Annotated in this window: 18 protein-coding genes; 8 read left to right on the plus strand and 10 right to left on the minus strand. The window is 69.4% G+C overall.

The window, feature by feature from the left end; translation table 11 throughout:
• Positions 1–48: 48 nt before the first annotated feature.
• Both VGD44_RS04945 and VGD44_RS04950 read right to left on the minus strand, forming a co-directional pair.
• Complete coding sequence (locus VGD44_RS04945; RefSeq protein ID WP_331084482.1) at positions 49–1,614, minus strand: family 43 glycosylhydrolase; 1,566 nt, start codon at positions 1,612–1,614, stop codon at positions 49–51.
• Between the two features lie 8 nt (positions 1,615–1,622).
• The gene (locus tag VGD44_RS04950) at positions 1,623–4,415 is read right to left on the minus strand and encodes a TonB-dependent receptor (protein WP_331084484.1); all 2,793 of its coding nucleotides are present in this window, start codon (positions 4,413–4,415) and stop codon (positions 1,623–1,625) included.
• 150 nt (positions 4,416–4,565) lie between these two features.
• Between VGD44_RS04950 and VGD44_RS04955 the strand changes: the two genes are divergently transcribed.
• Positions 4,566–4,886, plus strand: a complete 321-nt coding sequence (locus VGD44_RS04955) for a helix-turn-helix transcriptional regulator (RefSeq protein WP_331084487.1) — start codon at positions 4,566–4,568, stop codon at positions 4,884–4,886.
• 109 nt (positions 4,887–4,995) lie between these two features.
• Here the strand turns inward: VGD44_RS04955 and VGD44_RS04960 are convergent, their stop codons facing one another.
• Together VGD44_RS04960 and VGD44_RS04965 are read right to left on the minus strand one after the other, a co-directional pair.
• Positions 4,996–6,612: a GMC family oxidoreductase gene (locus VGD44_RS04960; protein ID WP_331084489.1), complete on the minus strand. Its 1,617-nt coding sequence runs from the start codon at positions 6,610–6,612 to the stop codon at positions 4,996–4,998.
• Positions 6,613–6,655: 43 nt separating this feature from the next.
• On the minus strand, positions 6,656–7,354 hold the full coding sequence (locus VGD44_RS04965; RefSeq protein WP_331084491.1) for a hypothetical protein: 699 nt from the start codon (positions 7,352–7,354) through the stop codon (positions 6,656–6,658).
• A 260-nt stretch (positions 7,355–7,614) separates the two neighbouring features.
• Between VGD44_RS04965 and VGD44_RS04970 the strand changes: the two genes are divergently transcribed.
• Complete coding sequence (locus VGD44_RS04970; protein ID WP_331084493.1) at positions 7,615–8,775, plus strand: pyridoxal phosphate-dependent aminotransferase; 1,161 nt, start codon at positions 7,615–7,617, stop codon at positions 8,773–8,775.
• On the opposite strand, the gene VGD44_RS04975 is transcribed toward VGD44_RS04970, so the two are convergent.
• Both VGD44_RS04975 and VGD44_RS04980 read right to left on the minus strand, forming a co-directional pair.
• Positions 8,772–9,413 (minus strand): hypothetical protein, encoded by a 642-nt coding sequence (locus VGD44_RS04975; RefSeq protein ID WP_331084495.1) that lies wholly within the window; start codon positions 9,411–9,413, stop codon positions 8,772–8,774. The two genes, VGD44_RS04970 and VGD44_RS04975, sit on opposite strands and share 4 nt — an antisense overlap.
• A gap of 32 nt (positions 9,414–9,445) precedes the next feature.
• The gene (locus VGD44_RS04980) at positions 9,446–13,078 is read right to left on the minus strand and encodes a hydantoinase B/oxoprolinase family protein (protein ID WP_331084497.1); all 3,633 of its coding nucleotides are present in this window, start codon (positions 13,076–13,078) and stop codon (positions 9,446–9,448) included.
• A gap of 63 nt (positions 13,079–13,141) precedes the next feature.
• On the opposite strand from VGD44_RS04980, the gene VGD44_RS04985 reads away from it, so the two are divergent.
• Complete coding sequence (locus VGD44_RS04985) at positions 13,142–13,834, plus strand: DnaJ family molecular chaperone (protein ID WP_331084499.1); 693 nt, start codon at positions 13,142–13,144, stop codon at positions 13,832–13,834.
• 107 nt (positions 13,835–13,941) lie between these two features.
• Positions 13,942–14,232, plus strand: a complete 291-nt coding sequence (locus tag VGD44_RS04990; protein ID WP_331084501.1) for a hypothetical protein — start codon at positions 13,942–13,944, stop codon at positions 14,230–14,232.
• On the opposite strand, the gene VGD44_RS04995 is transcribed toward VGD44_RS04990, so the two are convergent.
• Together VGD44_RS04995 and VGD44_RS05000 are read right to left on the minus strand one after the other, a co-directional pair.
• Entirely contained in the window at positions 14,229–14,945 is a 717-nt protein-coding gene (locus VGD44_RS04995) for an MBL fold metallo-hydrolase (RefSeq protein ID WP_331084503.1), read from the minus strand. The two genes, VGD44_RS04990 and VGD44_RS04995, sit on opposite strands and share 4 nt — an antisense overlap.
• Entirely contained in the window at positions 14,945–15,532 is a 588-nt protein-coding gene (locus VGD44_RS05000; RefSeq protein ID WP_331084505.1) for a TetR/AcrR family transcriptional regulator, read from the minus strand. Before VGD44_RS05000 ends, VGD44_RS04995 begins: the two co-directional genes overlap by 1 nt.
• A 138-nt stretch (positions 15,533–15,670) precedes the next feature.
• Here VGD44_RS05000 and VGD44_RS05005 point away from each other — a divergent pair, with 138 nt between their 5' ends.
• From VGD44_RS05005 to VGD44_RS05020, 4 genes are all read left to right on the plus strand, one after another.
• The gene (locus tag VGD44_RS05005) at positions 15,671–15,964 is read left to right on the plus strand and encodes a putative quinol monooxygenase (RefSeq protein WP_331084507.1); all 294 of its coding nucleotides are present in this window, start codon (positions 15,671–15,673) and stop codon (positions 15,962–15,964) included.
• A 6-nt stretch (positions 15,965–15,970) separates the two neighbouring features.
• Positions 15,971–17,194: an acyl-CoA dehydrogenase family protein gene (locus VGD44_RS05010; protein ID WP_331084509.1), complete on the plus strand. Its 1,224-nt coding sequence runs from the start codon at positions 15,971–15,973 to the stop codon at positions 17,192–17,194.
• A 177-nt stretch (positions 17,195–17,371) separates the two neighbouring features.
• Positions 17,372–18,823 (plus strand): tyrosine-type recombinase/integrase, encoded by a 1,452-nt coding sequence (locus tag VGD44_RS05015; protein ID WP_331084517.1) that lies wholly within the window; start codon positions 17,372–17,374, stop codon positions 18,821–18,823.
• A 133-nt stretch (positions 18,824–18,956) separates the two neighbouring features.
• Positions 18,957–19,196: a hypothetical protein gene (locus VGD44_RS05020; RefSeq protein WP_331084511.1), complete on the plus strand. Its 240-nt coding sequence runs from the start codon at positions 18,957–18,959 to the stop codon at positions 19,194–19,196.
• 43 nt (positions 19,197–19,239) lie between these two features.
• Here VGD44_RS05020 and VGD44_RS05025 read toward each other — a convergent pair whose 3' ends face one another.
• Together VGD44_RS05025 and VGD44_RS05030 are read right to left on the minus strand one after the other, a co-directional pair.
• On the minus strand, positions 19,240–20,478 hold the full coding sequence (locus VGD44_RS05025; protein ID WP_331084513.1) for a DUF3363 domain-containing protein: 1,239 nt from the start codon (positions 20,476–20,478) through the stop codon (positions 19,240–19,242).
• Positions 20,479–20,547: 69 nt separating this feature from the next.
• On the minus strand, positions 20,548–20,767 hold a 220-nt coding region (locus VGD44_RS05030; RefSeq protein ID WP_331084515.1), incomplete at its 5' end, for a hypothetical protein.

Here is a 20,767-nt window from a genome sequence, read left to right on the forward strand (position 1 = left end):
ACGCGCCGCGTCTCAGAGGCTGAGATGGACCGTCCGCGGCGCGGCCACCTACGCCAGCGCCCGGTACGTCAGACGCCGAAAGCGGGCCTCGCCCTGGCCGGCGGCGAAGAGGCCGGGGCGCAGCGCCATGAAGCCGCCGCGGACGTTGTGGTGGTAGCCGGAGACTTCCATCTGGCGGTCGAACTTCGTCCAGGTCCGGCCGTCGGAGCTGGTGTGGAAGGTGACGATGTGGCGGTCGTTCTTCATGCGCAGCCACATGCGCCGGCCGTTCGGGTTGGCGGGGCGGCCGCGCTCCAGGCCGTACTGGTGGGTGACGAAAGTCTTCTCGTTGAACGACAGGCCGCAGTAGAGCTGCTTGTCGTAGAACAGGAGCACGCCGGCCGAGCCGGCCGCGGGCGCCTCGATTTCGACCTCGATCTCGTAAGCCTGGTCGCCGGCCACGAAGGTGAGTGGCGGGGAGTCCTTGGGCGCGGTCCCGCGGGCGGTCAGGATCATCGCGTTGTCGAAGCGGACGCGGGCGAGCTCGTCGGGGGCCGGGTCGGCGAAGCTCCACTGGACGCCCAGCTTCGAGGTCGCGAAGTCGTCGCTGAGCGCCAGGCCGTGCGGGCCGGGCTGGCCGCCGCGGGGCTTCCGGATCGGCCTGGAGAGGTCGCCGCCCTTGGCGCGGAACCAGCCGTCGGGCGCCCACTCGATGGGGTCGAGCAGGCACTGGCGGCCCAGCGTCCAGTAGCCGTTCTCGTAGCCGTGGTAGACCATCCACCAGTCGCCGGCCGGGCCTTCGACCAGGGTCGCGTGGCCTCTGGACCACCACTTCTCGTCGCGCGAGGTGGTGCGCACGATGGGATTGTGCGGGCAGTTCTCCCAGGGACCGTGGATCGAGCGCGAGCGGGCGACGATGACCATGTGGCCGGTGGGCGGGCCGGCCGTGCCGCCGACGGCGGTGATCTGGTAGAACCAGCCGCCGCGCCGCGTGATCTTGGGGCCCTCGGGCGCGAAGCCCTCGACGTCCCACTCTGTTGGATAGCGCCAGGGATCGTAGACGTGCTCGACCGGGCCGTCGGTGGCGAGGCCGTCGTCGGTCAGGCGCACGCGGTCGCCGCCGGACAGGAAGAGGTAGCGCTTGCCGTCCTCGCCAACGGCGTGGCCGGGGTCGATGTGGGCGGGCAAGTGGAGGTCGATCGGCTCGCTCCAGGGACCGCGGATGTCGTCGGCCCAGATCACCCAGATCGAGCGCCGGTCCGGGAAGCGGGCCGGGATGTAGATGTAGTAGCGGCCCTGGTGGCGGATGAGCTCGCAGGCCCAGACCGAGCCGATGGGGGTCTTCAGCGCCGCGGTGATCGGGGCCCAGTTCACCAGGTCCCGCGAATGCCAGATCACCACGCCGGGATAGGCCTCGAAGGACGAAAAGGTCATGTAGTAGTCGCCGCCGTCCTTTAGGATCGTGGGATCCGGACGGTCCCCGGCGACGATGGGGTTGAGGAACGTCCCGTCGCCCAAGTCGGCGGCGCGCTGGGCCTCGACGCCGCGGCGCCAGGCAGGCGTTGCGGCCGCCGCGGGGAGGGCGGCGGCCGCGCCGAAGGCGCCAAACGCGGTGCGACGGGTAAGCTTCGGCATCGCCTCACTCAGAACTTGTAGCGGAAGCCCATGTAGAACTGGCGGCCGGTGTGGACGTACTCCTCCGAGCTCTTGCGCTCGGATGAGATCCAGCGGTCGTCGAACTCGTCGGTCAGGTTGATGCCCTCGATCGAGACGGTCAGCTTGTCGGTGATGTCGAAGCTGGCCGAGGCGTCGACGTTGAGCGTCGAGAACTTGCCGCGCACGTCGTTGCCGTTGCCGCCCGGGACGGTCGACAGGTAGCCGTCGCGGTAGGCGCCCGAGACTCGAGCCTTCAGCTTCTCGTACTCGTAGTAGAGCGTGACGTTGAACGACTTGGGCGAGAGGCCGACCAGCGGCTGGATCACCCGCTCGTTCCGCGCGGCGTTGGTGATGTATTCGATGTCGGACTTCACGTAGGTGAAGTTCACGATCCCGCCGAACCTGTCGAAGGGGGCCGGCAGGAAGGTGAAGGGCCGTTGGATGCTGGCCTCGAAGCCCTTCAGCGAGCCGCCGTCGGTGTTTTGTTGCTGGGTGACCGTGAAGATCGTGTCGACGGTGTTGTTGTTGGCCAGCAGGCTGGGCGGCAGGCCGGTCTCCGAGAACGGGATCGTCGACGCCGAGCTCTGGATGTAGCTCTTCAGGTCCTTGTAGAAGAAGCCCAGGGTGAACTGGGTCTCGGGTTCGGGATACCACTCGAACGACAGGTCGAGCGTGTCGGCCCGGATCGGCTCGAGCAGCGGGTTGCCGACGTTGAGCGTGCGGGCGTTGTTGTTGATGGTGCCGCCGGGCGTCAGGTTCGGCAGCTGCGGCCGCGACATCACCTTGGACGCGGCGAAGCGCACCAGGATGTTGTCGTAGGGCTCAAGCACCAGGTTCACCGAGGGCAGGGTGTCCTTGTAGGACCGCGCCACCGTCACGTAGTTCGCGCCCACGAAGCCGCGGGCCTCCTGGTCGGTGCGGGCATGGCGGACGCCGACGTTGCCGCGCAGCGGCATGCCGGCGACCTCGGTCTCGAAGTCGGCCTGCAGATAGACCGAGAAGTCGCGCTCCTCGACGTCGCGGTTGGCGCCGCGCTGGTTGTTGGGCGAGAGGCGGAAGTCGCCGAACGGGTTGATGCAGTTGCAGTCGATCCCCAGCGCCTCGGCCACCTTCTCGAGATCGGGCGAGAGCCAGGAGGTGGGCGTGCCGTCGGGCAGGTTCAGGCCCTTGCCGAACCCGGTGATCAGCTTGGAGAGCTGGGCGATGGTGACGCCGGGGGGCAGCGCCACCGCGCCCTCGGTGATGCCGCCGATGACGAACCGTCGCTGCTCCTGGGTGCGGAACTCGTAGTCCTTGTAGAGCAGGCCGCCCTTCAGCTTGAACGTGGGCGTGACGTCGAATTCCAGGTCGGCGCGCACGTTCTTCAGCACGTTGACCGTCTTGTTCGGCCGCATGCGGATCAGCGAGGCGTCGCCCAGCGCCTGTGTGTTCCCGAAGGCCCAGGACGCGGGGTTGGTGACGTCGAAACCGTAGCTGAAGCCCGGCTGCTTCAGGCTGTCGGCGTAGTCGTACCGGTAGCCGTCGCTGTCGTAGCGGTCGAACGAGATGGTCGTCTGGACCGGGTTGCTCTGGATCGAGGTCGAGCGGCCGATCAGCAGCGAGCCGCGGAACCGGTCGTTGAACTCGTGGTCGACCTGCAGGGCGATCTGGTTGAACTCGGTTTCGAGCTTGTCGTAGCGGTCCTCGGTGCGGACATCGACGTCGTTGAACGTCGCCGAGACGAGGTGGCCCTTCTCGTCGAACTGCGGGTTCAGGACGTCGGTCTGCGGGTTGCCCTGGCCCGAGCGGCTGAACGAGATCACCTCGAGGTAGTTCTCGCGCCGGCTGCCGTCGAGCAGGGCGAAGAGGCCGTCGAGGGTGAAGGTGGTGCTCTCGGTGGGCTTGAACTGGATCGCCGCGGTCGCGCCCGTGCGCTCCCAGTCGTAGGTCAGCCGGCCGTAGCGCGGGATGCGCGGGTGCCAGGCCGAGTTGACGTTGGAATAGGTCCCGACGGGCACGTTGCACGGCCCGGGCGTCTGGAAGCAGCCGGCGGAGTTGGTGGGGACGCTGGGGTTCTCCCAACGGCCGGTGGACGAGCCTTCCTCCAGCGTGTTGCGCTTGGCGTAGGCGAGCGAGAACAGCGCGCCCAGCTTGCCCTCGAACCAGGTGTCGCTGACGAGCAGCGTGCCGCGCGGGTCCCACTTCTTGGAGAGGTCGTTGTAGCCGTACTGGCCGCCGATCGCGACGACGCCCTCGCCATAGTCGAAGGGCTTGGCGGTGCGCAGGTCGACCGTGGCGCCCAGCGAGCCTTCCTCGACCTCGGCCGACTGCGACTTGCGCACGGTCAGGCGGTTGAAGAGCTCGGAAGCGAAGACGTTGAAGTCGAACGAGCGGCCGCGGTTGGCGCCGCCCGAGCCGTCCTTGCCGCCGGTGGTGGCCAGCGCCTCGAGGCCGTTCAGGCGCACGCGGGTGAAGTCCGACGAGAGGCCGCGGACGGTGATGGTGCGGCCCTCCCCGCCGTCGCGGTCGATGGCGACGCCCGGGATGCGCTGCAGGCTCTCGGCCAGGTTCAAGTCGGGGAAGTCGGCGATATCCTCGGCGTTGATGACGTCGACGATGTCGGTTTCGGCCTTCTTCACCTGGATGGCGCTGGCGAGGCTGGCCCGGAAGCCGGTGACCACGACCTCCTGCACCTCTTCGCTCGCCGCCTGGGCGAAGGCGGGCGCGGCCAGGCTACCCGCCAGGATCAGGGTCGAAGCCCCGCAGGCCAGAGCGCGCAGCCGCGTCGTCGTCGAAATCATGTCTCTCTCCCCAAACCGCCCGATGCCCGGGCGCCGCTGTCGTCGCGGCTCGCTGAAGTCCCGTTCCGGCATCATTTTCAATGACACCGGTGTCATATTAGCCTATGACCATCACCCAAAGCGGACCAAGAACCGAAGGCTGGAGGGAACATGTCCGTCACTGACACCGGTGTCAACAACGTGACGCTTCATCGCGGGCGAGCGGCCCGCCGCCCCAACCCGGTCTTCTCCGACGAGTACGGGGTGGTGCGCGACGTGCTGATCGGGGCGCGCCGCGAGGCGGGGCTCAGCCAGAGGGCGCTCGCCGCGCGCCTGGGTAAGACCGGATCGCACGTGGCCATGATCGAGCGCGGCCAGCGGCGCGTGGACCTGCTGGAATTCTGCCGGATCGCCGACAGCCTGGGGATCTCGGCCGACGCCCTGGTGAGCCGAATCGCCGTGCAGCTCGGGGCGCTGCGGCCGGCGGCGTGAGGCTGGGCGGGCGACAATCGGGCTCTCTGATTGTCCGAGGATGTGGAAAGCGGTCGCCCGCCATCCGCGGGAGCCTTACCTTCCGCCGGTGGATCCACGCTTCGGCGCCTCAGGCCGCATGCACTCTGGCCAGCCTCTCGGACACAGTGTCCGACGTTCGCAGCGCAAGCGCCGCTATCGTCAGCGTTGGGTTGGCCCAGCCGGAGGTGGGGAAGACCGAGCTGCCGACCACGTAAAGGTTCTGGACGCCGTGCACGCGGCCTGACGGGTCGGTGACACCGGTGCGCGGATCGTCGGACATGCGCGTTGTCCCCATGTGGTGGTAGCCCCCGATGGGGTGCGAACTGATAAGCGGATCGGTCCGCCATCCGCTGGCCGGATCGGACAGCCAATCGCTCGCCTCGACCCGACCCAGCCCCAGGCGGCGCAGCTCCCGGTCCAGTGCATCCACCAAGCCCGCCACGCTGTCGATGTCGAGGGCGGTGGTCCGCCAGTCCAGCGCCAGACGGGGCACACCCAGCGGATCGCGCTGGTTGGTCAGCAGGACCCGGCTCTGCGGGTTGGGCGCCTGTTCGGCGCGGACGAGCAGCGACAGGTCGCGCAGGCCCAGGTGGTGCAGGAGCCAGGGACGCAGGGGATCGGTGCGCTGCTGGACCCAGTTCGCTGTGCTCTTGGTCGCCATCCAGAGACGGCGACCGAAGCGTGTGGGGGCCATGCCGTGCTTCAGTTGCGAATAGGCCAGCGCGCCCCAGTTTTGGGTCGCGGCCGCGGGCTGCCGCGCCACGATGGTCAGCGAGCTGTTGAGGATGCGCCGCTCGGTCTGCAGCTTTACGCTGGGCTTGATAAGCCCTGCAATCTCACGCTCTGCGAGCCGATGGGTGCGGCCGAACGCCTTGAGCAGCCGCCAGGCCGAAGCACCTACAACGCGGCCACCCCGGGCGTGCGGATGCTCCATGAAATACCGGCCGACCTGGTCATGGTCGTTGCCGATGCCGTGGCGGGCAACCTCGTTCGAGGCCAACAGCAGGCGAGGGTTTTCCAGGCCACCCGCCGCTAGCATGACCGCCCGGGCGCGCACCCCCAGCCGCCGACGCGACAGGGATTGCGCCACGACGCGGCGCACGCGCCATCCGTTGGCGTCGAGGTCGATCTCCGTCACCGTGGCGTGCGTCACGATAGTGCATCGCGGATGCCGGACGAGATCGGCGCAGGCGTCGAAGACGAAGCGGTCGAACCGACGATCAAAGGTCCAGACGCCGATTTCCAGGCTCGATGCTTCAAAGTCGGGGATCGGGGCCCCGGCCCGTCGAAGGTCGTCCGTCGAGGCCGCGGCAGGCGGCTCGCCGAAGATGCGGCGCGCGGGGGCGTAGTAGCGCTCCAGGTCGTTCCAACCGATGGGCCAGCCCGAGTTCGGCACCCAGGCGCGCTGTTCGAGGTCGATGGGATCGAGTTCGGCGACGCGCCCGCCCCATATCGCGGTCGTGCCGCCGAAGAACCGTAGCCGCGCGTCAGCAAGGTCGTAGTAGGTCTGGCCGATGTTCTCGCCGGCATTGAGGTCGGCCGTCGCGCGCTCGTAGTCGAGTCCCCCGCTTTCCAGCAGCACGACGGTGTGTCCCAACTCCAGGAGGCGGCGCGCGGCCGTGATGCCCGCGGCCCCGCAGCCGATGACGCAGATCTCCGTTTCGAGTTGTCCGCCGCCCTCGGCGTGGTTCAGGTCGCGATGCATGGGGCAGAGCTAAGTCGTACCGGCGTTCAATCCAACTGACAGGTCAAAGGTTCATGCCTGCGGCCAGCGCGGCGGCCTCGGATAGCAGGACGTCACCGGGGGCATCGCCGCTGAGCACATAGGCGGACTCGCCGCGCTCCCAGAACGCCACCACTTCGCGGCCCCGCGTGGCCAATTCCGGGCGCGCAGTCGTCGAGGTGTTCGCCCGCACCACGAAGAGGCCCAGTCGCCGCCCGCCCGGCCCCTGGGCCGTCACGTTGACGCTTGGCCCTTCGTCGGTGGGGTAGACCTGGACGTCCACGATCCGCCACTGCGGTGGCAGGCGCGGGAGATCGAGCCTCAGGGTGCGGCGGATTTCTGCGACGTCGAGCTGCGCCGTCTCCACCTGCGAGTTCATGGCGGCCCGCACCAAGGTGGCCTGACGGGACTCGGCCGCCTCCTCGACGTACTCCGGCGGAAGCTCGCCATCCGCCTCACGCCAGCCGTCGAGGTCGCGGTGTTCAGCCGCGGTCCAGCCGGCGAGGGCCGAGGCGCCGCATGCGCCGAGCGCAACGGCCAGAACCGCCACCATCAGCCGCCGCCTCCGCCTCTTGCGGGGCCGCAGGGCGCCGAGGTGCAGTTCGGTCATTACCTTGGCGGCGAGGTCCGGATTGCAGGCCAAGAACCCCTCGACCGCCTTTCGCCGCTCAGGCCCGAGGCCACCTGTGACATAGCGCCGGAGATCATCGTCGCTGACGTCCAACCGGGACGGTCCGACGTCGTTTGCGGGCGTAAGCACGGGCGCGCTCCTCGCGGCTTCCACAGCATGATCAACCCGGGCTTGATCCCAAGGCAAGCGACGAAGGTTCATTCCGCAACGGGTCGGTCGCGTTCGACAACGCCGACATCGGAAGGGGACCTTTCGATGCGCGGCGACAGGCCGACGTCCCGACATCGGCGAAGCGCATCCCGCCCGTAGCGCGTCCGCTGGCTCGCCGGGCCCCGGTCCTCTATCTCAGGCCCATGTTCGACGCCCTGCCGCGCCGCGAGGTCCAGGACCTCCGCATGTCCCGGATCCGCGAAGTGGCCAATGCGGGCCTCGGCCGTGACGACATCCTGGCCTTCTGGTTCGGCGAGTCGGACCAGCCGACCCCGCAGTTCATCCGCCAGGCAGCGGCCGACGCCCTGCTGTCAGGGCGCACCTACTACACCCACAACCTCGGCCGCCCCGAGCTGCGCGAGAGCCTGTCGCGCTACTTGACCGGCCTGCACGGCGCGCCGATCGGCGGGGAGCGGGTGGCGGTGACCAGCGCCGGCGTCAGCGCCCTGATGCTGGCGGCCCAGCTCGTGGTCTCGCCGGGCGACCGGGTGGTTGTGGGCGGCCCGATCTGGCCCAACGTGGCCGAGATCCCGAAGATCCTGTCGGCGCATGTCGAGGTGATTCCGCTGGAGCCGGCGCAGGGCCGCTGGCGCATGGACCTCGACCGGCTGCTGGCCGCGCTCACGCCAGACACCAAGGCGCTGTTCCTGAACTCGCCCAACAATCCCACCGGCTGGACCCTGCCGGCCGACGACCGCGCCGCCATCCTCCAGCGCTGCCGCCAGCACGGCATCTGGCTCGTCTGCGACGACGTGTACGAGCGGCTGACCTTCGACGCCCCATCGGCGCCGTCGTTCCTGCCGCTGGTCACGCCGGGAGACCGCGTGATCGGGACCAACAGCTTCTCCAAGGCCTGGCGGATGACCGGCTGGCGGCTCGGTTGGATGGTTGTGCCGCCCACGCTGATGGACGGCCTGGGCGTGCTGATCGAGTACAACACCTCGTGCGCCCCCGACTTCGTGCAGGCGGGCGCCAAGGCCGCCATCGACCACGGCGAGCCCGACGTCGCGACCCTCAAGGCCGAGCTCTCTGCCGCCCGCGACCAGGTGCTCACGGCCCTCCGCGCCATGCCGGGCGTCGAGGCGCCGTCGCCGGACGGCGGCCTCTACGCCTTCTTCCGGGTGGACGGCTGCACGGACTCGGTTGCGCTCTGCAAGGCGCTGATCGCTGAGGCGGGCCTCGGCCTCGCGCCCGGCTCGGCCTTCGGCCCCGAGGGCGAAGGCTGGCTCCGCTGGTGCTTCGCCGCCCGGCCGGAGAAGAACGCCGCGGGCCTGGAGCGGCTGGCGGCGTATCTGCGCCGCTAGTTCGCCGGCGCGTCCTTCGGGGCCTCGGCCGGGGGCTCGGCCGGCGCCACGGTGGTCTCCGTCGCCGGCTCGACCGGTGCGGGCGGCGGCTCTTCGTTCACGCGGAACGTCGCGCCCATCAGCTTCGCCTTCTGCTCCAGCGACGCGGCCACCGTCTCGCAGCGCGCCGGCAGGGCCCAACTCATCCACTCCTGCGCCTTGCGGGCCTTGGTCACCTCGGGCCCGGCGTTCCAGATCTGGCGACCCTGGCGCACGGCCGCCGCGCCGACGGTGTTGATCGGGCGCACCGACGCCTTCTCGGCGGCGGTCAGCGCGGCCTGGAAGGTCTTCAGCTTGGCCCGGCCGTCCTTCTGCATGTTGGCGTAGACCTTGAGGTCGTCCGACAGGCTCGTGCCCGGCTTGCGGAACTGGCCCTCGATGCGGGTCACTTCCGGCATCATCTCGTCGTGCATGTCGAGGTAGCCGCGCAGAGCGCCGTAGCACCACGCCACGAACTGATAGTCGTCGCGCGGCGCGCCGGTCGGGATGCGGTCCTCGGGCGCGGGCGCGCTCTCGGCCTTGGGCGCTTCGAGCGGCGTGTCGGCGGCAGGGGCGGGATCCTGGGCGAACAGGGCGAGGGCGATGGCGAAGGGCGTCATTCAGGTCCTTGTGATGGCAGATTCTGGCGCTTTCACGCCCGACCGAAGCCGCCACCCCCTGGGGTTTCGATCTCGATCGTGTCGCCAAGCTCCACCGTAACGGAGAAGCAGCCGGGAAGTTCACTAACCGCGCCCGACGCCGCGATCAAACGTTGGCGTCCCGGCAGTCCCGGTCCGCCGCCGGCCAGCCCCTGCGGCGCGTGATCGCGGCGGGAGGAGAGGAGGGCCGCCTCCATCGGCGCCAGGAAGCGGATCCGCCGCCGCGCGCCGTCGCCGCCGCGCCGCAGCCCCTCGCCACCCGAGCCGTGGCGCACGCCGAAGTGCTCGACGCGCACCGGGAAGCGGCGCTCCAGGATCTCGGGATCGGTCAGGCGCGAGTTGGTCATGTGGGTGTGGACGGCGCTCGCCCCGTCGCGGTCGGCCGTGGCGCCGGCCCCGCCGCAGATGGTCTCGTAGTACTGCCGCTGGTCGTCGCCGAAAGTGAAGTTGTTCATCGATCCCTGGCTGTTGGCCATCACCCCCAGCGCCGAATAGAGCGCGTCGACCACGTGCTGGCTGGTCTCGACGTTGCCGGCGACGACGGCGGCGGGCGGCCGCGGGGCCAGCATCGAGCCCGGACGGGTCAGGATCCTCAAAGGTTCCAGGCAGCCGGCGTTCAGCGGGATATCGTCGTCCACCAGGGTGCGGAAGACGTAGAGCGCCGCGGCGTCGACGATGGCCGACGGGGCGTTGAAGTTGCTGGCGAGCTGGTCGCCTGAGCCCGTGAAGTCGAGCACCGCGGCGCGGGCCTCGGCGTCCACCGTCGTGCAGACGGCGATCTCGCCGCCGCCGTCCATGAACACCCGGGCCTCGCCGTCGCTCAGCTTGCCCACCGCCCGGCGCACCGCCTCGGCGGCGTTCTGCTGGACGAAGCCCATGTAGCGCGCGACCGCGTCGGCGCCGTAGCTGCGGATCATGTCGGCCACGGCGGCGCCGCCCGCCTGGCAGGCGGCGACCTGGGCCTTGAGGTCGGCGAGGTTGCGGTCGGGCGCGCGGGCCGGCCACTGGCCCGAGGCCAGCGCCGCGCGGGTCTCGGCCTCGAGGAAGCGGCCGCCACGCATGATCGGCAGGGCGTCCAGCATTACGCCCTCCTCGTCGATGGTCTTCGAGAACGGCGGCATCGAGCCCGGCTGAATGCCACCGACGTCGGCGTGGTGACCACGCGCGGCGACGTAGAAGCTGGCCTCCGCATCGGCCTCGGCCATGAACACCGGCATCACCACCGTGATGTCAGGGAGGTGGGTGCCCCCCGCGTAGGGATTGTTCAGCGCGAAGGCCTGGCCCGGCTTCAGGTCGGGATGGCGGTCGCGCACGGCCCGCACGCTGGCGCCCATCGACCCCAGGTGCACCGGCATGTGCGGCGCGTTCGCCACCAGCCCGCCGTCGGTGTCGAAGAGCGCGCAGGAGAAATCGAGCCGCTCCTTGATGTTCACCGAATGCGCGGTGCGTTCGAGGGCCGCGCCCATCGCCTCGGCGACGCCCATGAAGCGCCGGTTGAAGAGCTCGAGGGTGACCGGGTCGGGCTTGTCGAGGGCGATGGCCTGGCGCTGAGCGGCGGCGGCGCGGGAGAGGCGGATCAGGCCGTCGGCGTCGGCGGTCGCGCGCCAGCCCGGGAGCACGGCGACCTGGGTGTCGGAGCGGACCACGAGGGCGGGGCCGTCGACGGAGGTCAGGGCCTCCGCCCCAATGACCGGCGCCTGATGCCAACGGCCCAGGGCGAACATTCTCACCTTTCCCTCCCCTTCATGGGGAGGGGCAGACGGCGAAGCCGTCGGGGTGGAGAAGTGTGGTGCAGGTTCTGTGAGGCCGGCGCTCTGGCCCCTGACCTGCCCACCCGTCTCGCTTCGCTCGCCACCCTCCCCATGAAGGGGAGGGAAGGCCTCCGCCTCTACCGCCGCGATCAGGATCGTGCGGTCCGGCTCGACGAAGCCGAACAGTCGCTGGTGGGCCGTCTCGAACGCCGCCTTCGCGGTCGCCGCGTCGCTCAAAGCCACCGGCAGTTCCGCATCGGCCCCGTCGTAGCGCAGCCGCAGGGTTCGCCGGATCTCCCCGGCCTCGGCCCCTTGCGCCGCCATGTCGGCCCGCACCGCCGCCTCCAGCCCGGCCAGCGCCGCCTTGGCTACCGGCAACCCGCCCGCCAGCGGCGTCTCGACGCCCGCCTGCCGCAGCGCCGTCACCCGCGCCTGGCCGATGCCCCAGGCCGACAGCACCGAGCCGTACCGCGGGCACAGCACCTCCGAGACGCCCAGCGCCTCCGCCGTCTGGCAAGCGACCTGGCCCGCCGCCCCGCCGAACGCCACCAGCCCGTGCTCGCGCGGGTCGAAGCCGCGTTCGGTGGAGATGCGCCGCACGGCCTGCGCCATCTGCTCGACGGCCACGGCGACGAAGCCCTCGGCGGCGGCCTCGATGCTTTCCGCGCCCATGGCCTGCGCCAACACGTCCAGGCGCGCCTGGCTGGCCGCCGGGTCCAGGGCCGCGTCGCCCCTGGGCCCGAACACCAACGGGAAGAACCGCGGATCGAGCCGCCCCAGCATCAGGTTGGCGTCGGTCACCGCCGCCGGGCCGCCGCGGCCGTAGCAGGCCGGGCCAGGGTCGGCGCCGGCGCTGGCCGGGCCCGCGCGGGCGCGCATGCCGTCGAACGCCAGGATCGAGCCGCCGCCGGCGGCCACCGTCTCCACGTCCAGCATCGGGCTGCGCAGCTTCACGCCCGCCACCTTCGCCGCGTCGCGCCGCTCGAGGCGGCCTGCGAACCGGCAGACGTCGGTGGACGTGCCGCCCATGTCGAAGCCGAGCACCGCCCCAGCGCCAGCCTGCGCCGCCGTCCGCGCCACGCCCACCACGCCGCCGGCCGGCCCGGACACCACGGCGTCCCGGCCGCGGAACGCCTCGGCCCGCACCAGTCCGCCGGCCGAGGTCATGAAGTAGAGCGGCGCGCCCGCCACCGCGTCGGCGACCTGCCGCACATAGGCCTGCAGTACGGGCGTCAGATACGCGTCGGCCACCGTCGTCTCAGCCCGCGGCACGAAGCGGGGCAGGGGCGAGACTTCCGACGACAGCGCCACGAACGCGAATCCGGCCGCCCGGGCGAGCTCGCCCGCCCGCCGCTCGTGCGCGGGGTTCAGGTCGGCGTGCAGGAAGGCGATGGCGGCGGAGGTGAAGCCCTGGGCGACCGCGGCCTCCAGCTTCTCCCTCAGCGCGGCCTCGTCCAGGCCCGCCACGACCGAGCCGTCCGCCGCCAGCCGCTCGACCGCCTCCACGACGCCCGCGTAGAGCGGCGCGGGCTTGTCGATGTTGAGCGCGAATAGCTCGGGCCGTGTCTGGTCGCCGATCAGCAGCGCGTCGGCGAAGCCCTCGGTGGTGACGAACAGTGTCTTCGCCCCGCGCCGCTCGAGGAGCGCGTTGGTGGCCACCGTCGTGCCCATCTTGATCACCTCGACGCGAGCGGCAGGGAAGGGCGCCCCGGGCGGCACGTCCAGGATCCGCCGCATGGCCTCTACCGCGGGGTCCGGGTAGCTCGGCGAGGCGGACAGGAGCTTCAGCGACACCTCTTCGCCGTCGCTCCAGCGCCCGATCACATCGGTGAACGTCCCGCCCCGATCGATCCAGAAGGCGCAACGCCTGTCCAAAACTTAACCTCTCCGCACGATTGTCACCGGACCGCCCGGGTCTTAAGGCATGCCCATAGCGAAATGAGCTTCTGGCGCAAAATAGCCGGCCTCGCGGTTCGCAAGGTCGATGAGGCGGAATGCGACGTCTGCCCGCCCGGTCTCCCGGGCGAGGATCCGGCATTCACGACGGCTGTCACGGCGCTGGGCGCCAAGCTCGCCAAGGCCGACGGCGAGGCGCAGGCGGCCGAATACGACACCTTCCACACCATATTCCAGTCCGAGCCCGGCAGCGAAGGCAACATCCGTCGCCTGTACCAGCTTGCGCGCCAGACCACCCGCGGCTTCGAGGGCTATGCGCGGCGGCTGAAGAAGCGCTACGGCGCCTGCCCGCAGCTGCTGGAGGACGTGCTGGACGGCCTCTTCCATATCGCAGCGTCCGACGGCGTCGTCACGGGCGGCGAGCTCGCCTACCTCGAGCGCGTCTGCGAGCTGTTCGGCCTGTCGCCGCTCACCTTCCGCCGGCTGAAGGCCACCCATCTCGGCGCGGCCAACGACGACCCCTATGTGATCCTGGGCGTGGCGCCCGACGCCTCGGACGCGGACGTGCGGGCGTCCTGGCGCGCCCAGCTCTCGGAAGCCCACCCCGACCGCGCCCGCGCCCGGGGCCTGCCGGCCGAGTTCGTCGAGGTGGCCGAGGCCAAGGCCGCGGCCATCAACGCCGCCTACGACCTGATCCAGCGCGAGCGCAAGTCGCTGCGGCTGGGTGCGGCATAGCAGCTTGGCCGTCGTCTTTCCGACACATGCGCAGTTGACGATCGGAACCACTGTGCTGACATGTATCTTTCACGGTTTGGGCACGGCCCCGCCGTCGAGGAGCTGAAATGGTCAAGGACTTCGCCGCGAGCCCGGGTTCCGCCCTTCGCAGCCTGGCCGCCGTCGGCGCCACCCTCGCTACAGCCTGCGCCGTTGTGGTCGGCGCGGTTCTCGCCGTCTTCGCCGCCGCCACCGTGGCCGTCATCGCCATCATGGGCTCGGCGCTCCTGGCCTTCGCCGGCCTCGCCCTGCGCGCCCGCCGCACCGTGCGCTCCCGCCGCCGCGACAGCGACATCATCGAAGCCCGCCATCTGGGCGGCCACCACTGGGTGGCCTACGGCTGGAACGACCGGCGCTAGGCCGCGCGCCGACGCTCGCAGTATTCCGCGAGACCCTTGAGCGCCGCCGCGCCGTCGCCGGCGTACGACGAGCCGTGCATGAGCGCGAGGGTGCGGGGCGCCAGGTCCGCCAGCCGCCGCAGCGCCGCGCCGGACCCGGGCGCCAGGCTCATGGCTCCGAACATCTCGTCGGCCGCCACCGCCGCGCCCAGCACATCCGCCGAGGTGATCGGCGCAGGGTCGCCCACGTGGGTGAGCAGGTCGCCACAGAACAGCGTGCCGGCGGCCTCTTCGTAGAAGCAGCCCGCCTCCCAGCCGTGCGGCACGTGCGGCGTGTCGAGCCAGCGCATCCGCTTGCCGCCGAGATCCAGCACCTCGCCGTCAGCCAGCGCGCGGGGCGGGCGGTCGGCCAAGTCGTTCAGCGAGACGTCGCAGGCTGTCTGGCCGTGCACGACGGTGGCGTTGGGCGCGGCGGCCAGCCACTGGTTCATCGACCCGCTTTCGTCGGCCTCCACGTGGCCGAAGCCGACCCAGCGCAGGCGCTCGACAGGCATCACCTTTGCCACGGCCTCAGACACCAGCGGGAACAGCATCCGCTGGCCGCAATGGAAGAGCATCGGCTCATCGGCGTCGATCAGGAACTGGTTGAAGGTGAAGCCGTCGGGCGTCACCTCGGGCACGAAGGTCGACAGGCGATAGACGCCGTCGGCGATCTCGTGGACGCGGGTCTCCATCAAGCGTTCTCCTGGGGATAGGTGGCGTCGAGCCAACTGTTGGCGACCTCGGCGACCCGACTGGCGGCGTCTCCGGGCGAAAGGCCGAGGCGGGCAAAGGCGTCCCAGGCCCCGTTGTCGAGCAGGCCGGCCAGGGTGACGGCGGCGCGATCGTCCCCATTCACGGCCTCTGCCGCCAGTGCCAGCCGCACGCCGCGCTCCTGATCCACGAAAGGCTTCAGGACCGGCAGCTTGTCCTGGTCCGCGATCACGCTGCCGAAGGCGCGCAGCCCGGCGAACAGCTCGAAGAGCGCATGCGCCAGGCGGCTCACCCGCTCTGCCCGGGTCGTGGCGCCCTCGAAGATCGCGGCGGTCGGGATCGGGTTGCGCGCAAAGGCGTGCGCCCCGCAGGCGTTGATCGCGTCGTCATAGGTCGGGAAGTGATGATAGACCGAGCCCACGCTGACCCCGGCCCGCTCGGCGATCTGCTTCATGGTCGTGGCGGCGATACCCTGCTTCCCGTGCAGGTCGAAGGTCGCCTGGACGATCCGCCGGCGGGTCTCCTCCGCGTTCTCGCCGCGCCTGCCTTGACGATACCGCCGGGCCACTTGCCATCTCATTTAATTGAACGAATGGTTGATCAATAAAACGCCATCTGAAAACCGTCAAGCCTGACCCGTACGTCACCCTTGCCCCGCCCGGGCCGCCCCTCTACCGTTGATTCAAACAATCGTTGGGAGGGTGGCATGACCATCGGCGTGATCGCGAAGATTCCGGTGCAGGACGGCAAGGGACCCGAGTTCGAGGCCTTCTTCACCGAGCTCGCCAAGCAGGTCCGCGCCAACGAGCCGGGCTGCCTGGCCTACCAGCTGACCAAGAGCCGGACCGAGCCCGGGGTCTACAAGGTGCTCGAGGTCTACAAGGACCAGGACGCGCTCACGCACCACGGCGGCACCGACTACTTCAAGGCCGCGGGCCCGAAGTTCGGCGCCGTGCTCGCCGGGCGGCCCGAGATCGAATACCTCGACGGAATCGGGTGACACGCCATGGACCTGGACTTCTCCGCTGAGGACCTCGCGTTCCGCGAGGAGGTCCGCGCCTTCATCGCCGAGGCGTTCGACGACGACATGCGGGCCAAGCTCGCCCAGTCGAAGAACAACCACCTCGACAAGGAAGCCCAGGTCCGCTGGCTGAAGCGCCTCGGCGACAAGGGCTGGATCGCCCCCGACTGGCCCGAGGAGTACGGCGGCACCGGCTGGAGCCTCGGCAAGAAGTACGTCTTCGACATGGAGATGGCGCTGGCCGGCGCCCCCTCCACCTCGAACATGGGCCTGCGTATGTGCGCGCCCGTGGTGATGGCCTTCGGCACGCCCGAGCAGAAGGCCCAGCACCTGCCCAAGATCCTCACCACCGACGTCTGGTGGTGCCAGGGCTATTCCGAGCCGGGCTCGGGGTCCGACCTCGCATCGCTCGCTCTCAAGGCGGAACGCGACGGCGACCACTACGTCCTCAACGGCTCGAAGACGTGGACGACGCTGGCCCAGTGGGCCGACTGGATGTTCTGCCTGGTGCGCACCTCCAATGAGGAGATCCGCCAGAAGGGCATCAGCTTCCTGCTGATCGACATGAAGACGCCGGGCATCACCATCCGGCCGATCCCGACGCTCGACGGCCCCGCCGAGGGCGAGCAGGAGATCAACGAGACCTTCTTCGACAACGTGCGCGTGCCCGTCGCCAACCGGATCGGCAAGGAAGGCGAGGGCTGGACCTACGCCAAGTACCTGCTGCAGTTCGAGCGCGGCAACGCCTACGCGCCCGGCCTTCAGGCCCAACTCAAGAAGGTGAAGCGGATCGCCAACCTGGAGCGGTCGGACGGCGGCGGCTCGATGATGAGCGACCCCGATTTCCGCAAGAAGCTCAGCGAGGTCGAGATCAAGGTCGAGGCGCTGAACGCCACGGAACTGCGCATCTTCGCCGGCCGCGCCAACGGCGACGCGATGGGCGCGGTCTCGTCCATGCTGAAGCTGGAAGGCAGCCAGATGCAGCAGGCCGTCACCGAGCTCGCGCTCGAGGCGGTGGGCATCTACGCGCAGCCCTTCGTGCAGGACACCTGGGACATGCTGAAGCCCGGCGGCAACACCTTCCGCGCCGGCCCCGACTACGCCGCCACGGTCGCCCCGCACTACTTCAACTACCGCAAGACCTCGATCTACGCGGGCTCGAACGAGATCCAGCACAACATCATGGCCAAGATGGTCTTAGGGCTGTAGCAGGGCGTTTCAGAGAACTTCGGTCTGTTTCAAGTTATTGAAAACGTTGAAAATCACGTTTTCAAGAGCGGCCGTCGTGGTTCGTTGATTTGCCGGATTTCGCGACCTATGTGTGACCTGGATGGCGGGCGGTGGGCGCCGCCCGAGCAGGTTGCTTGATGGGTTTGCGCTGTGGCCATGCAACGACTTACGAGTGCTTTCTGCGACGCAGTGAAACCTTCCGCGGGGCGGCAGACAGCCTATCCTGATCCAGATGTTCTGGGGCTTGAACTTCGCGTGTCCGGCGACGGCCGCAAGACCTGGAGCTTCCGCTATCGGACGCGCCTCGGCCGCCAGGGTCGGGTGACGCTGGGTGTCCATTCGTCGGCCTTCGGACTGAGGGAAGCGCGGGACGCTGCACGCAAGCTGAAGGTCGCCGTGGCCGAGGGCAGCGACCCGGCCATGGACTTCCGCGTGGCGAAGACCGAGGCGGCCACAGAGCATCTGAAGACGTTCGGCGACCTGGCTGAAGAGTACTTCAGGGCCACGGAGACCGGACGATATCGTCCCAAGCGCGCCTCCACTCTCAAGCTTGAGCGGATGGTCTACAGAGTCCACATCGAGGGGCCACTCGCACGCATGCCGCTTGAGACTGTCAACCGTCGGCTCATCAAAGGCGCGCTCTACCGATTGCTCGATTGCGGCGTGACAGGCCAGGCGGTGCGAGCCCAAGCCATCATCCGGCAGATCCTGGCCTATGGCGTCTGCGAGGAGCGCCTGCAGTACAACTGCATCTCGAACCTACCGGCGGTGGCGCCGTCGAACGTGCGTCTGCGGGTCTACTCGGATGCGGAGCTCAAGCAGATCTGGGCCGGCGTTCTGGCGCCGGAGAAGCTCACGGTTCCCATCCCGCGGGCCAACACCCGGCGCGACGGGACCGTGGTTCAGGTCAGCCGCCCGATGCGGATCGCGATCCAGCTTGTCATGCTGCTCCTGCAGCGCCGATGCGAGGTCCTCGGCATGACGAAGGCCGAACTCGACCTGGAGCATGGGGTCTGGACGATCCCGCCGGGCCGGATGAAGCAGAACCGCACGCACATCGTGCCGCTCTCTCCCTGGGCCGTCGAACTCATCAGGGAGGCGATCGAACTCACAGCTGATCGAAATTCGGAGTTCGTTTTCCCAGGGCGGAACGACCCCACCAAGTCCATGCGCGGTCCGGCGATGAACTGGGCCTACAACACCATCCTGTGGGCGCTCGGAATCGAGGATGGCACGATCCACGACCTTCGACGCACCGGCTCGACGCTGATGACCAGCGAGCGGTTGAGCATAGCGCCGTTCATTCGCAGCAAGGTGCTGGGCCACTACGACGCGGGGGGCGGCGCACAGGTCTCAGCGACAAGATATGACGCCAACAACTATGTCCGCGAGAAGCGAGCAGCCCTCGAGGCCTGGCAGTCGCTTCTGGCCACCATCGTCGGAGCGGAGAGAGCAACCGGCCACGCGGACCAGCCACGCTTCGACCATCGGCCCCCGATTGCAGGTCGTTTCCATTCTGCCGCCGCGCACCCTTTCGTGGCGCATGGACCCGCCGCGCTGGGCCTTCAGGCGGCTGGCGCGCAGCCTCGTTTCCAGTTCAGCGAGTGAAGGTCTGGCGCGGCGGCTACTCGTCGGGCAGCTCGGTGGTTACGCCTCGGGGAGGCCACGATCCGAGGGCTGGGCGTCCCCTTGGCGAGATGCTAGCTCGGCGCGGACGCGACACGTGCACATGGGGCGGCGGATGAACTTCGGGCGGGCCGATGCCCTTTCGTCAGCAAGGAAGCTGGTGCGGATGCTGGATGGCCCGCCGGATCCCCTGAGGCAGGCGCAGGCGGCCGTCGCGCTGCTTATCAAAGAGCCGGGCTGGGCGCCTGCCGAAGAGCGGCAGATCCTCGACCTCCCGGCCTGGCTTGCGCAACGCCCGCCTCCCGCCGCGGTGAAGCCGCGCTGCCAGGCCGTACTTCGGGCGTTGGTCGGCTGATCCGGGCGACGACCTCGCGCCGAATGGCGATCCGAAATCGGACTCAGAGCGCGCGCTCGCTGCCCCGCGCTGCCTCGAGCATGCGGGCGCCTCCCGGCCCAGGCAGGAGCTCCACAGTTCGGCCGGTCCGGGGCGATGGCTGGCCGAGCCTGAGACGCGCGAAGTGTTCCTGTCCGTCCGCGTCTCTCACCATCACCCAGGCTCCGCCGCCCAGCTCGTCGGTGCGTCCCGACTTGACGACGCGACCCCGCACGCGAGCCTCGCCAAGCGGCAGGGGCTCGCGTCCGACCTCGAGCCGGCGCTGTTGCAGCGTCCGGATGATGTCCCGCCGCAGCTGTAGGGTCCGCAGCTGCTGTTCGAGGTCCGCGTGAAGCTGGAACTGGTCGCCCCGGCGGGTGGCGAGGCCGAGGGTCTCGAGGTGACGCAGTCGACCCCGCATGAGGGCCGACCAGGCATCGCTGCCGCCGACGCCGTCGGGCACCTGGAAATGATTGTCCGCAGCCTGCAGGAGCCGGCGGTCGAAGCCCGTGAACCGGTCGGCCTGAGTCTCACGCCAGATCCGCCGTTCGGCCTCGGCACGAGAGAGATCCCCCAGCAGCTCGTGGGCGACTTCCTGGGCGCGGGCGCGGAAGCCGTAGCCGACGTAATCCCGTGGGATGACGAGGTCCCTGCCACTCGCCCGGCGTCCCCGAATGAGCACATGAGCGTGGGGCTGATCCGTGTCGAAATGACAGGTCCCGATCCACGCAAGGTTCGGCTCCCCCAAATCCTGCGCCACCCGGGACATGACCTCGCGGGTATAGGCAGGAAGGTCCGCAATGCGCTCCCCGTGCTCAGGCGAGATGATGAACCGGAAGTGATGCCGGTCGGCCGCCCATTCCGCAGGCATCGCCGCGGCGTCGACCGCGTCCGAACGCATGTCGAAGAACTCTGGACGGCCGCCATCGCGGCCAGCGCCGGACCGACCCAGGTATCCGATGTGCGCCGCCAGCGCGGCGCCGCGCACGGCTCCGATGCCCAAGTGCCTGGAGACGTAGGCCTTCACGATCACCCGCTGCCGCGTGTCCAGTCGGAAGGGGCGTCCTGACCGCGACTGCGCAGCGCGCAGCACCCCTGCGCGATCGCCGAGCGCAAACAGCCGGGACGCTGAAAGCCGCCTGAGCATGCCCAGGCGGACGCCGCGGTCGGACTTCAGCGTCGAGGGCAGGCGGGCGCGGCCTGCGGGGTCATCAAACGCGGGAGCGACTCCGAGCCGTGCCTGAATCGCTTGTCTCGTCAGCATCGTGGCGGCCTCAGGCCTGAAACGAGAGCAGTACGTCGCCGCAAGTCTGCGGTGGCGGCATCCGTCGCCCTAACCTCGTGAAAGGATAAAGCAATCGGCCGCGACAATATCTTCTTTTATCTTGCCATCGGACCGAAAATTCATAGCCAAGCTCAACGAAATCAAATCGGAGCAAAGATGATCAAACGAATGCTGAGTCACAAGACCACCCCCTTCTAACCCGAGTCGCAGTCGCGGCGGCCGAACGAAGAAACCCGCCCGACCGGAGCCGAGCGGGTTAGGTGGAGGA

Source organism: Phenylobacterium sp. (assembly GCF_036402295.1).
In the GTDB taxonomy this organism is placed as follows: Bacteria; Pseudomonadota; Alphaproteobacteria; order Caulobacterales; family Caulobacteraceae; genus Phenylobacterium.

Bases quoted from the DNA above. Each gene is read 5' to 3' on its own strand.
- VGD44_RS05005 (WP_331084507.1), top strand. From the start codon at position 15,671: ATGACCATCGGCGTGATCGCGAAGATTCCGGTGCAGGACGGCAAGGGA.
- VGD44_RS05020 (WP_331084511.1), top strand. From the start codon at position 18,957: ATGAACTTCGGGCGGGCCGATGCCCTTTCGTCAGCAAGGAAGCTGGTG.
- VGD44_RS04975 (WP_331084495.1), bottom strand. From the start codon at position 9,413: ATGACGCCCTTCGCCATCGCCCTCGCCCTGTTCGCCCAGGATCCCGCC.
- VGD44_RS04995 (WP_331084503.1), bottom strand. From the start codon at position 14,945: ATGGAGACCCGCGTCCACGAGATCGCCGACGGCGTCTATCGCCTGTCG.
- VGD44_RS04990 (WP_331084501.1), top strand. From the start codon at position 13,942: ATGGTCAAGGACTTCGCCGCGAGCCCGGGTTCCGCCCTTCGCAGCCTG.
- VGD44_RS05010 (WP_331084509.1), top strand. From the start codon at position 15,971: ATGGACCTGGACTTCTCCGCTGAGGACCTCGCGTTCCGCGAGGAGGTC.
- VGD44_RS05015 (WP_331084517.1), top strand. From the start codon at position 17,372: ATGCAACGACTTACGAGTGCTTTCTGCGACGCAGTGAAACCTTCCGCG.
- VGD44_RS04945 (WP_331084482.1), bottom strand. From the start codon at position 1,614: ATGCCGAAGCTTACCCGTCGCACCGCGTTTGGCGCCTTCGGCGCGGCC.
- VGD44_RS04955 (WP_331084487.1), top strand. From the start codon at position 4,566: ATGTCCGTCACTGACACCGGTGTCAACAACGTGACGCTTCATCGCGGG.
- VGD44_RS04970 (WP_331084493.1), top strand. From the start codon at position 7,615: ATGTTCGACGCCCTGCCGCGCCGCGAGGTCCAGGACCTCCGCATGTCC.
- VGD44_RS04950 (WP_331084484.1), bottom strand. From the start codon at position 4,415: ATGATTTCGACGACGACGCGGCTGCGCGCTCTGGCCTGCGGGGCTTCG.
- VGD44_RS04985 (WP_331084499.1), top strand. From the start codon at position 13,142: ATGAGCTTCTGGCGCAAAATAGCCGGCCTCGCGGTTCGCAAGGTCGAT.
- VGD44_RS04960 (WP_331084489.1), bottom strand. From the start codon at position 6,612: ATGCATCGCGACCTGAACCACGCCGAGGGCGGCGGACAACTCGAAACG.
- VGD44_RS05025 (WP_331084513.1), bottom strand. From the start codon at position 20,478: ATGCTGACGAGACAAGCGATTCAGGCACGGCTCGGAGTCGCTCCCGCG.